Raw genomic sequence first — 11585 nt, 5'->3', positions numbered from 1 at the left:
CTCAGCGCCCGGCCGGCCGGGTCACCCCGTGGCGGGCGGGCGCCAGGCGTAGCGGTGTTCGGGCCGGCCCGTTTCGCCGTAGCGCAGGGCCAGGGTGACGCGGCCGGTGCGGTCGAGGAGCTTGAGGTAGCGCTGGGCGGTCTGGCGGCTGATGCCGGCGCGGTCGGCGATCTGCTGGGTGGAGAGCGGACCTTCGGCCTCGCGCAGGACCTGACGGACCAGGTCGGCGGTGGTGGGGGAGTGGCCCTTGGGCAGGTCGTTCGGGGTGCCGGCCGCGGCGAGGGCGCCGAAGATCCGGTCGACCTCGGACTGTTCGGCCTCGCCGCCCGTGTCGAGCGTGCGCCGTAGTGCCCCGTAGGCCTCCAGCCGAGCGCGCAGGCCGGCGAACGTGAACGGCTTGACCAGGTACTGGACGGCGCCGAGGCGCATCGCGGCCTGGACGGTGGCCAGATCGCGGGCGGCCGTCACCATGATCACGTCCGTGTGCTGGCCGCGTTCGCGCAGGCGCCGGACCAGATCGAGGCCGTTCTCGTCCGGGAGGTAGTGGTCCAGCAGGATCAGGTCCACGGGGTGGGTGTCGAGGACCGCGAGCGCCTCGGCCGCCGAGTGGGCCCGGGCCGACACGCGGAAGCCGGGCACCTTCGCCACGTACGCCGCGTTGATCCGGGCAACCCGCGTGTCGTCGTCGACGACCAGCACGTCGAAGTCGCGGAGGGCGCCGTGTGCGCCGGACGGCCTGTCCGGGGTCTCGTTCATCGCAGGGCCTCCGGGAGCACGACGGAGAACTCCGCGCCTCCGTCGGCCGCCTCGCCGGCCCGGACCGTGCCGCCCTGCCGCTCCGCCAGGCGCCGCACCAGCGCGAGACCGAGCCCGCGCTCGCGGTGGGCCTGGGGCTGTTTGGTCGACCAGCCCTCGGTGAAGATCTCCTCGCGGCGCGACGGCGGGATGCCGGGGCCGCTGTCGCGGACCCGCAGCACCGCCGTGCGGCCGTCCGCCCGGATGTCGACCTCGACCAGTGGCGCCCGCGAGCCCACCGCCGCGTCGAGCGCGTTGTCGACCAGGTTGCCGACGATGGTGACCAGGCCGCCGGGGTCGACGAGGCGGTCGGGCAGCAGGGCGGAGTCGGCCAGGCGCAGGGGGACGCCGCGTTCGGCCGCGACCGTGGCCTTGCCCACCAGCAGGGCGGCGAGCAGCGGGTCGTGGACCTTCTCGGTGACCTGTTCGGCGGTGCTGCGGTGCACTCCGACGACCTCAGTTACGAACTCCACGGCCTCCTCGTGCAGCCCCAGTTCCAGCAGGCCGAGGAGGGTGTGGAGACGGTTGGCGTGCTCGTGGTCCTGCGCGCGCAGGGCGTCGATCAGGCCTTTGGTGGAAGCGAGCTCGCGTCCCAGGTGCTCCAGCTCGGTGCGGTCGCGCAGGGTGGCCACGGCCCCGCCGTCCTCGGTGGGCATCCGGTTGGCGACCAGGACCCGGGGGCCCTGGACGGTGAGCAGGTCGCGGCCGGTGACCCGGCCGGCGAGGACGTCGGTGGTGCGGCCCGCGCCGAGTACGTCGTCCAGCGGGCGCCCGGCGACCGCGCCGGCGGAGTCGGGGTCGAGGCCCAGCAGCCGGGCCGCCTCGTCGTTGACGAGCCGGATCCGGCCGCCCGGGTCGAGGGCGATCACGCCTTCGCGGATGGAGTGCAGCATGGCCTCGCGTTCGGCGAGCAGGCCCGCGATATCGGAGAAGGCCAGGTCGCGGGTCTGGCGCTGGATCCGGCGGGAGAGGAGGTAGGCGGCGAGCGCACCGGCCGCCAGGGCGCCGCCCGCGTACGCGAACAGGCCCGGGATGGCGCCGAGCAGCCGGCCCTGGACGCTGTCGTAGGCGATGCCGACCGAGACGGCGCCGACGATCTCGCCGTCGGCGGCGAGCAGCGGGACCTTGCCGCGCGCGGAGCGGCCCAGGGTGCCTTCGTCGATCTCCATGACCTCGCGGCCGGCCAGGGCGTCCCCGGGGTCGGTGGAGACGGGCTGGCCGATGCGGTCGGGGCTCGGGTGTGAGCGGCGGATCCCGTGCGGGTCGACGACGACCACGTACTCGGCGCCCGTGGCCCGGCGGATCCGCTCGGCGGAGGCCTGGACCGGTCCGTCGGGTGACGGATCCGAGCCGAGGAGGTCGGCGGCGAGCGAGGGATCGGCCGCCGCGCTCTGGGCAATGGCCAGGGCGCGGCGCATGGCCTGGTCGTCGAGCTGGGCGCTCAGCGGGGCCAGGAAGAGGCCCGTGGCCAGGACGAGGACCCCGGCGGCGATGGCCAGCTGGGTCAGCAGGATTTGGGAGACGGCCCGCCGGGGCAGCCCGAGGCGCCGATCGCCCACGTGAAAGAACCGCATGAGTAGGAACGGTAGGGCGGTTCGGGCGTAAGCGGAATTCCCTCATGCACGCAAATGGCTTGCGTTCCTTGCGTCCAGATTGCGCAAGTGATGTCGGCATGAAAGCGCGGTCAGAGATGTAGACGACTCGGCAGGGCTCTGCAATTCTCGCATCGCACACCGCAAATTCCTATCTCCCATGGTTCAGAAAGTTCATGTCGAGGGACGAGGACATATGAGAAGGCACACCTGGAGATGGCGGACGCTGGCCGCCTTGATCAGCACGGCCCTGTTGATGCTGGGCTGGCCCGCTCTCACCGCCGTGGCCGCCGGCGGACCGAGCGTCTCGGCGGGCCGCCCCGCCGACGCGAGCAGTACCAACGGCGGCTACACGGCCGCCAACATCACCGACGGCAACCAGTCCACGTACTGGGAGAGCGCCGCAAGCACCTTCCCGCAATGGGTGCAGACCGACCTCGGAGCCACCACACGTGTCGATCAGGTGGTACTCAAGCTCCCCGCCGGCTGGGAGAGCCGCGACCAGACCCTGTCCGTCCAGGGCAGCGCCGACGGCACCAGCTACAGCACCCTGGTCGGCTCGGCGGCGTACACCTTCGCCCAGGGCGGCGGGAACGTGGTCGCCATCGGCTTCCCCGCCACGCAGACCCGGTACGTGCGGATCAACGTCACCGCCAACACAGGCTGGCAGGCCGCCCAGCTCTCCGAGCTCGAGGTCCGCGCCCCCGGCGAGTCCGGGAGCAACCTGGCCCTCGGCAAGACCCTCACCGCGAGCAGCAACACCCAGGTCTACGTCCCCGGCAACGCCAACGACGGGAACACGGCCAGCTACTGGGAGAGCGCCCACAACGCCATGCCCCAGTGGCTCCAGGCCGACCTCGGCTCCTCCGTCCGCGTGGACCGCGTGGTCCTGAAGCTGCCCGAGAACTGGGGGCCACGCACCCAGACGCTCAAGATCCAGGGCAGCGCCAACGGCACGGACCACACGGACCTGACCGCGTCCAAGACCTACGACTTCAACGCCGCCGGCGGGGGCGCGGTGACCCTCACCTTCGACGCCACCACCACCCGCTACCTGCGCGTATGGATATCGCAGAACTCCGTACAGCCCGGCGGGCAGCTCTCGGAGCTGGAGATCTACGGCCCGACCACCGGCGACACCCAGCCGCCGACCGCCCCGACCGCGCTCGCCTACACCGAGCCCGCCACCGGCCAGATCAAGCTCACCTGGAACGCCGCCACCGACAACACCGGTGTCACCGGCTACGACGTCTACGCCAACAACCAGCTGCGCACCAGCGTCGCCGGCGGCGTCACCGCCTACACCGACACCCAGCCCGCCGACGCGAGCGTGACCTACTACGTCCGCGCCAAGGACGCGGCCGGGAACCAGTCGGGGAACAGCAACAGCGTCACCCGGGCCGGGAACACCGGTGACACCCAGGCACCGACCGTCCCGGGCTCCCTGGCCCTCACCGAGCCGGCCGCCGGCCAGGTCAAGCTGACCTGGCAGCCCTCCACCGACAACGTCGCCGTCACCGGCTACGAGGTCTTCGCCAACAACGTCCTGCTCACCACGGTCGCCGGCAACGTGACCACCCACACCGACACCCAGCCGGCCACCGCCACCGTCAGCTACTTCGTCCGCGCCAAGGACGCGGCGGGCAACCGCTCCGGCGACAGCAATTCCGTCACGCGCAACGGCAGCGGAGGCGGCGGCTCCAACCTGGCCGTCGGCAAGCCGATCACCGGCTCCTCCGTGATCCACACCTTCGTCGCGGAGAACGCCAACGACAACAGCACCGCCACCTACTGGGAGGGCGCCGGCGGCGCCTACCCGAGCACCCTGACCGTCGCCCTCGGCGCCAACGCCGACATCGACCGCCTGGTCCTCAAGCTCAACCCGGACAGCAGCTGGGGCACCCGGACCCAGAACATCCAGGTCCTCGGCCGGGAGCAGGGCGCCTCGGGCGTCACCAGCCTGGTCGCCGCCAAGGACTACGTCTTCAACCCGGCCGCCGGATCCAACACCGTCACCATCCCGCTGAGCGCCCGGCTCGCGGACGTGCAGCTGCGCTTCACCTCCAACACGGGCTCCTCCAACGGCCAGATCGCGGAGTTCCAGGTCATCGGCGTCCCGGCGCCCAACCCGGACCTGCAGGTCACCGCCCTGAGCGCCAGCCCGGCGGCCCCCGTCGAGTCGGACTCCGTCACCCTGTCCGCCACCGTCAAGAACACCGGCCCCGCCCCGGCCGCCGCGACCGCCGTCTCCTTCCGGCTCGGCGGCTCGAAGATCGCCACCGCCAGCGTGCCCGCGCTGGCCGCCGGCGCCGCGGCGACCGTCACCGCGGGCATCGGTCCGCGCGACGCCGGTTCGTACCCGCTGAGCGCGATCGTCGACGAGGCGAACACCGTCGTCGAGCAGAACGAAACCAACAACACCTTCAGCGGCTCCCCGCTGGTGGTCCGCCCGGTCGACAGCTCGGACCTGATCGCCTCGTCCGTCGGCTGGTCGCCCAGCGCCCCGTCCGCCGGCCAGTCGGTGGCGTTCAGCGTCACCGTCAAGAACCAGGGCACCGTGGCCGCCGCGACGGGCACGCACAACGTCACCCTCACCCTGCAGGACGCGGCCGGCGCCACGGTCCGCACCCTGACGGGCTCCTTCGGCGGCGCGCTCGCGGCCGGTGCCTCGACGGCCCCGATCGCACTCGGCAACTGGACCGCGGCCAACGGCAAGTACACCGTCAAGGTGGTCCTCGCCGACGACGCCAACGAACTGCCGGTCAAGCGCGCCAACAACACCACCACCAAGCCCTTCTTCGTCGGCCGCGGGGCGAACATGCCGTTCGACATGTACGAGGCGGAGGACGGCGTGGTCGGCGCCGGAGCCAATGTCGTCGGCCCCAACCGCACCATCGGCGACATCGCCGGCGAGGCCTCGGGCCGCAAGGCCGTGAACCTCGACGCGACGGGCGAGTACGTCGAATTCACCACCCGGGCCGCGACCAACACCCTGGTGACCCGCTTCTCGATCCCCGACGCCCCGGGCGGCGGCGGCATCGACTCCACCATCAACGTCTACGTCAACGGCGTCCTCAAGAAGGCCCTGCCGCTGACCTCGAAGTACGCCTGGCTCTACGGAGCCGAGGCCGGTCCGGGCAACTCGCCGGGCGCGGGCGCCCCGCGGCACATCTACGACGAGGCCAACATCCTCCTCGGCGAGACCGTCCCGCAGGGCAGCAAGATCCGCCTCCAGAAGGACGCGGCCAACACCTCCACCTACGCGATCGACTTCGTGAGCCTGGAACAGGCCACGGTGATCCCCAACCCCGACCCGGCGACGTACACGGTGCCCGCCGGATTCACCCACCAGGACGTGCAGAACGCCCTGGACAAGGTCCGCATGGACACCACGGGCAAGCTCGTGGGCGTCTACCTGCCGCCGGGCGAGTACGAGACGGCGAGCAAGTTCCAGGTGTACGGCAAGGCCGTGCAGGTCGCCGGGGCCGGACCGTGGTTCACCCGCTTCCACGCCCCTGCCTCGCAGGACAACACGGACATCGGCTGGCGCGCGGAGGGCACCGCGAAGGGCTCGTCCTTCTCGGGCTTCGCCTACTTCGGCAACTACACCTCGCGCATCGACGGTCCGGGCAAGGTCTTCGACTTCTCGAACGTCACGGACATGACCATCGACAACATCTGGAACGAACACACGGTGTGCCTCTACTGGGGTGCCAACACCGACCGCATCACCCTCCAGAACTCGCGGATCCGCGACACCTTCGCCGACGGCATCAACATGACCAACGGCAGCACGGACAACCTCGTCGCCAACAACGAGGCGCGCTCCACGGGTGACGACAGCTTCGTGCTGTTCTCCGCGATCGACGCGGGCGGCGCGGACATGAAGAACAACGTCTACGAGAACCTGACCACGATCCTGACGTGGCGCGCGGCCGGTGTAGCCGTCTACGGCGGCTTCAACAACACCTTCCGCAACGTCTACATCGCCGACACCCTCGTCTACTCGGGCATCACCATCAGCTCGCTGGACTTCGGGTATCCGATGAACGGGTTCGGGACCGACCCGACGACCTTCGAGAACATCTCGATCGTCCGGTCCGGCGGCCACTTCTGGGGTTCGCAGACCTTCCCCGGAATCTGGATCTTCTCGGCTTCCAAGGTGTTCCAGGGGATCCGGATCAACAACGTCGACATCATCGACCCGACGTACAGCGGAATCATGTTCCAGACGCAGTACGTCGGCGGCCAGCCGGTCAATCCCATCAAGGACACCATCCTGAGGGACATCACCGTCACCGGGGCGAAGAAGAGTGGCGACGCCTACGACGCCAAGTCCGGGTTCGGTCTCTGGGTGAACGAGATGCCCGAGGCAGGGCAGGGTCCGGCGGTGGGTGAGGTCACCATCCACAACCTGAAGATGAGCGACAACGCCGTGGACGTGCGCAACACGACCTCGACGTTCAGGATCAACCAGCTGCCGTAGCGGGCGGCGGGGCGGCGGGGCACCCCTTTGGGGGCGCCCCGCCGCCCCCTTGTGCGGTACAGAGGGGGTCACAGGGGTTCCGCGCCGGATTCCGATGGGCCAAACTGGCTGTAATCGCACTGCAAGGAACTTGCATGATTTGCGCTAGTCTTGCGCTCATGACGCGACGACTTGCTCAAGTGGCGAAGAAGGTGGGGGTCAGCGAGGCAACGGTCAGCCGGGTGCTCAACGGCAAGCCGGGCGTCTCGCAGGCGACCCGCCAGTCCGTGCTCACCGCCCTCGACGTCCTCGGCTACGAGCGCCCCACCCAGCTGCGCGGCGAGCGCGCCCGGCTGGTCGGCCTGGTCCTGCCCGAACTCCAGAACCCCATCTTCCCGGCCTTCGCCGAGGTCATCGGCGGCGCGCTGGCCCAGCAGGGACTGACCCCGGTGCTCTGCACGCAGACCACCGGCGGGGTGTCCGAGGCCGACTACGTCGAGCTCCTGCTCCAGCAGCAAGTGTCCGGAGTGGTCTTCGCCGGCGGGCTCTTCGCGCAGGCCGACGCCCCGCACGAGCACTACCGGCTGCTGCACGACCGCAAGGTCCCGGTGGTGCTCATCAACGCCTCGATAGAGGACCTCGGCTTCCCGTGCGTGTCCTGCGACGACGCCGTCGCGGTCGAGCAGGCCTGGCGCCACTTGGCCTCTCTCGGCCACGAGCGCATCGGCCTGGTGCTGGGCCCGCCCGACCACATCCCTTCCCTGCGCAAGCTGGTGGCGGCCCAGACCGTCGCCGCCGCGGCCGGCGGCGAGCTGCCCGCCGAGCACGTGGAGCGGGCGCTGTTCTCCCTGGAGGGCGGCCACGCGGCCACCACCAGGCTGCTCGACCGGGGGGTCACCGGCATCATCTGCGCGAGCGACCCGCTGGCCCTGGGAGCCATCCGGGCAGCCCGCCGCCGGGGGCTTGGCGTACCCGGGGACGTGTCCGTCGTCGGGTACGACGACTCGGCCTTCATGAACTGCACGGAGCCCCCGCTGACCACCGTGCGCCAGCCCATCGAGGCCATGGGCCGGGCCGCCGTGGAGCTGCTCACCGCGCAGATCCAGGGGGCGGCCGTACAGCCCGGAGAGCTGCTCTTCGAGCCCGAGCTCGTGGTGCGCAGCTCCACGGGGCAGGCCCCGCGCCGCCGGCCCGCGTAGGGTTCCACCCGGCTTGGCCCCGCGAGTACAGGGCTCCGAAGCGTCCCACTGACGCTTCGGAGCCCTGTTTTGCGTTCTCCGCCCGACGCATCGGAGCCTTACTGCCAATCTCTTGCGTAATCTGCGCGCGATATTGCGTTCGTCTGTGGGTGGTGGTTGAGTGTGCCGCGCTCGCCCCCACGCTCGCCCCCAGCCTCCTGCTTGATGCTCGAAGGGGACCACCGATGAGAACCAACATCCGCCGCAACACCGCGGCCGCCCTCGTCTCGGCGCTCGCCGTCACCGCCCTCGCGGCCTGCGGTACGAGCAGCGGTGGCGACGACACCAAGAACCAGCCGGCCGGCGGTTCCGGTGACGCCTCCGCACCGCTCGACCCGAAGACGAAGGTCACCCTCTCCATCGACTGCATGCCGCCCGCGGCGAAGGCGGCCGAGCTCAAGGAGTGGAAGGAGGACGTGGCGGAGTTCAACAAGACCTACCCGAACGTCACGATCGAGGGCCGCTCCACCCCGGGCCAGTGCCTGGAACCCCCGCGCTTCACCGCGATGCTCAAGGCCAAGTCCCAGCCGGACGTGTTCTACGCCTACTTCACCGACCTCCAGCAGGTGCTGGACAACGACGGCGCCGAGGACATCGCGCCCTACGTCAACGCCAAGTCGGTGCCGGCCTTCGACGACATCGACAAGAACGTCACGGGCATCCTCAAGCGGGACGGCAAGCTCTACGGCCTGCCCACCAGCAACTACACGATGGGCCTGCTGGTCAACCGCAAGCTCTTCCAGCAGGCGGGCCTCGACCCCGACCAGCCGCCGCGCACCTGGGACGAGATCCGGACGGCCGCCAAGAAGATCGCGGCCCTCGGAAACGGCACCGCCGGCTACGGCGAGTACAGCGTCGAGAACACCGGCGGCTGGCACTACACGGCGGCCATGTACGGCATGGGCGGCGACATCGTCGGCTCCGACGGCAAGGCGGCCTTCAACAACCCCACCGGCAAGAGGATCGTCGACAACCTTCACGCCATGCGCTGGGAGGACGACAGCATGGGCAAGACCCAGCTGCTCAAGTGGGGTGACTTGCAGAAGCAGATGGCCTCGGACAAGCTCGGCATGTTCCTGGCCGCGCCCGACGACATCACGTACATGGTCCAGCAGCTCGGAGCCGCGTACGAGAACTTCGGCATGGGCCCCATCCCCGGCGGCGCCGCCACGCTGGCCGGCGGCAACGGCTACATGATCAAGAAGGGCAGCTCGCCCGACAAGGTCAAGGCCGCGATCGCCTGGCTGAACTTCAAGACGCTCTCCGTCGGCAAGGGCCAGTTCCAGTACGACCGCTCCAAGGCCGACGGCCTGCCGGTCGGCCTTCCCCAGCCCGCCTTCTTCACCGGCGCGAGCAAGGCCAAGGACGGCGAACTGAAGGCCGCCAGCGCCACCATGCCGGTCGTCAACTTCAAGCCCTTCCTGGACAACCCGGTGGCCGGCAAGGCCGAGCCGGTGAAGGCCCAGGAGGTCTACAAGGTCCTCGACAAGGTGATGTCGGGCGTCCTGACCAACAAGGACGCGGACTCGACGCAGCTCCTGACGGAAGCCGAGAAGGCGGTCAACCAGGTGCTGGCCAACCAGTAGCGGCCCGGCCGGGGGAGGTCCGGGCGGGCCTCCCCGGCCCGGACCCGCCGCCGGCCCCCGTACCCGCAGACCGATCGCGACGACCCACCTAGGAGCGAGCGGCGATGTCGGCTCCCACCCTGTCCGGTACCTCCCGCGAGGAATTCGTCCGGGCGTTCAAGCGGAACATCACGGCCCACGGCTTTCTCATCGGCGCCGTGCTCTGTTTCTCCTTCTTCTCCTGGTACCCGATGATCCGGGAGTTCCTGCTGGCCTTCCAGAAGACCGAGGGCGGATCCGTCCGCTGGGTCGGCTGGGACAACTTCCGCTACGTCTTCAACGATCCGGCCTTCTGGCAAGCCTGGCGCAACACCCTGCTCTTCACCGGACTCGCGCTGGTCCTCGGCTTCGTCGTCCCGTTCGCGGTCTCCCTCGTACTCAACGAATTCCGGCACGCGCAGGGCTACTTGCGGCTGCTGGTCTACCTCCCGGTGATGATGCCGCCGGTGGCCTCGATCCTGCTCTTCAAGTACTTCTACGACCCGGGTTACGGCATCTTCAACAGGATTCTGGAATTCCTGCACCTTCCGGCGCAAGACTGGCTGCAATCCACCGACACCGCGATGCTGTCTGTCGTCATCGCTTCCACGTGGATGAACATGGGCGGCGCGACCCTGATCTACCTGGCGGCCCTCCAGGGAATCCCTGGCGAGCTCTACGAAGCGGCCGAACTCGACGGAGCCGGGGTGCTGCGCAAGATCTGGCACGTCACGATCCCGCAGACCAAGCTCATCCTCTCGCTGATGCTGCTCATGCAGATCATCGCCACGATGCAGGTGTTCGTGGAGCCCTTCATGCTGACCGGCGGCGCCGGTCCCGAGGGCGCGACCACCACCGTCGTCGTCCTCATCTACCAGTACGCCTTCAGCTTCAACCAGTACGGCGGCGCCGCGGCCCTGGGCCTGTGCCTGCTCGTCCTGCTCGCCGGCTTCTCCGCCGTGTACGTCCGGCTGAGCCGCGACAACGAGAACTGACGGGAGCACCTGACATGGCGGAGCGCACGCTGATATCGCCGGCCCAACTCGGCCGCACCCGGGGCAAGATCGCCTACTGGACCGTCCTGGCGCTGGTCGTCATCGGCTTCACGGCCGTCTTCCTCGGCCCCCTCTACTGGATGGTGGCCAACGGCCTCAAGAGCACCCAGGAGTTCACCCAGCTCCCGCCGACCCTCGTACCGGACTCCCTGAACCCGGAGAACTACTCCGCGGCCTGGAAGGTCATGGACCTCGCCAAGCTGCTGTTCAACACCCTCTACTACGCATTCGGAGCGCTGGCCTTCCAGCTCGTCCTCGACGTCGCCGCGGCGTACTCGCTGTCCAAGCTCCGGCCGGTCTTCGGCAAAGCCGTCCTCGGCATGATGCTCGCCACCCTGATGATCCCGGCCACCGTCCTCGTCGTACCGCAGTACCTCACGGTCCTGGACATGCCGCTCATCCAGCGGAACCTGCTCAACACGCCGTGGGTGATCTGGCTGCCGTCGGTCACCAACGCCTTCAACATCTTCCTGCTCAAACGATTCTTCGACTCCATACCCCGAGAGATCCTCGACGCCGCCGCCATCGACGGGGCCTGCGCCCTGCGCACCCTGCGCTCCGTCGTCCTGCCGATGTCCCGTCCCATCCTCGGAGTCGTGTCGATCTTCGCGGTCGTCGGAGTCTGGAAAGACTTCCTCTGGCCGATGCTCACCCTCCCCGACCCGGCCCTGCAGACGCTCAACGTCGGCATCTACTCACTGGCCAGGGGAGTGCCCGAGAACCACCTCGTCGCCGCGCTCGCGATGGCCTCGGCGCCCACGCTCATCATCTTCCTGATCTTCCAGCGCAACATCATGAGCGGCCTGACGGCAGGCTCCCTCAAGGGGTGAGAACCC

General features: G+C 69.5%; 7 protein-coding genes. 5 read left to right on the top strand and 2 right to left on the bottom strand.

Annotation, left to right across the window (positions count from 1 at the left end; all coding sequences use genetic code 11):
- Positions 1–21: 21 nt before the first annotated feature.
- Entirely contained in the window at positions 22–756 is a 735-nt protein-coding gene (locus tag J7E97_RS05090) for a response regulator (protein ID WP_215022762.1), read from the bottom strand.
- Positions 753–2369, bottom strand: a complete 1617-nt coding sequence (locus J7E97_RS05085; RefSeq protein WP_215022760.1) for a sensor histidine kinase — start codon at positions 2367–2369, stop codon at positions 753–755. The genes J7E97_RS05090 and J7E97_RS05085 overlap by 4 nt, the downstream gene beginning before the upstream one ends.
- Positions 2370–2583: 214 nt before the next feature.
- Here J7E97_RS05085 and J7E97_RS05080 point away from each other — a divergent pair, with 214 nt between their 5' ends.
- The 5 genes from J7E97_RS05080 to J7E97_RS05060 all read left to right on the top strand — a co-directional run bounded on the left by J7E97_RS05080 (position 2584) and on the right by J7E97_RS05060 (position 11579).
- Positions 2584–6873, top strand: coding sequence for a discoidin domain-containing protein (locus tag J7E97_RS05080; RefSeq protein ID WP_215022758.1), 4290 nt, complete (start codon positions 2584–2586; stop codon positions 6871–6873).
- A 158-nt stretch (positions 6874–7031) separates the two neighbouring features.
- Complete coding sequence (locus J7E97_RS05075; protein WP_215022757.1) at positions 7032–8051, top strand: LacI family DNA-binding transcriptional regulator; 1020 nt, start codon at positions 7032–7034, stop codon at positions 8049–8051.
- A gap of 224 nt (positions 8052–8275) precedes the next feature.
- Positions 8276–9676, top strand: coding sequence for an ABC transporter substrate-binding protein (locus J7E97_RS05070; RefSeq protein ID WP_215022755.1), 1401 nt, complete (start codon positions 8276–8278; stop codon positions 9674–9676).
- 104 nt (positions 9677–9780) lie between these two features.
- Positions 9781–10689, top strand: a complete 909-nt coding sequence (locus tag J7E97_RS05065; protein WP_215022753.1) for a carbohydrate ABC transporter permease — start codon at positions 9781–9783, stop codon at positions 10687–10689.
- Positions 10690–10703: 14 nt separating this feature from the next.
- Positions 10704–11579 carry a carbohydrate ABC transporter permease gene (locus J7E97_RS05060; RefSeq protein ID WP_215022751.1) on the top strand — a complete coding sequence of 292 codons (876 nt, stop codon included), beginning with the start codon at positions 10704–10706 and terminating at the stop codon, positions 11577–11579.
- Positions 11580–11585: the final 6 nt, after the last annotated feature.

Origin of the sequence: Streptomyces sp. ISL-66 (assembly GCF_018614135.1) — a bacterium.
Lineage (GTDB): Bacteria > Actinomycetota > Actinomycetes > Streptomycetales > Streptomycetaceae > Streptomyces.
The sequence above is the reverse complement of the archived record's forward strand: the minus strand, read 5'-3'. Positions and strand labels throughout refer to the sequence as shown.

Coding starts and splice junctions, on each gene's coding strand:
- J7E97_RS05065 (WP_215022753.1), top strand. CDS start 9,781: ATGTCGGCTCCCACCCTGTCCGGTACCTCCCGCGAGGAATTCGTCCGG.
- J7E97_RS05080 (WP_215022758.1), top strand. CDS start 2,584: ATGAGAAGGCACACCTGGAGATGGCGGACGCTGGCCGCCTTGATCAGC.
- J7E97_RS05085 (WP_215022760.1), bottom strand. CDS start 2,369: ATGCGGTTCTTTCACGTGGGCGATCGGCGCCTCGGGCTGCCCCGGCGG.
- J7E97_RS05090 (WP_215022762.1), bottom strand. CDS start 756: ATGAACGAGACCCCGGACAGGCCGTCCGGCGCACACGGCGCCCTCCGC.
- J7E97_RS05070 (WP_215022755.1), top strand. CDS start 8,276: ATGAGAACCAACATCCGCCGCAACACCGCGGCCGCCCTCGTCTCGGCG.
- J7E97_RS05075 (WP_215022757.1), top strand. CDS start 7,032: ATGACGCGACGACTTGCTCAAGTGGCGAAGAAGGTGGGGGTCAGCGAG.
- J7E97_RS05060 (WP_215022751.1), top strand. CDS start 10,704: ATGGCGGAGCGCACGCTGATATCGCCGGCCCAACTCGGCCGCACCCGG.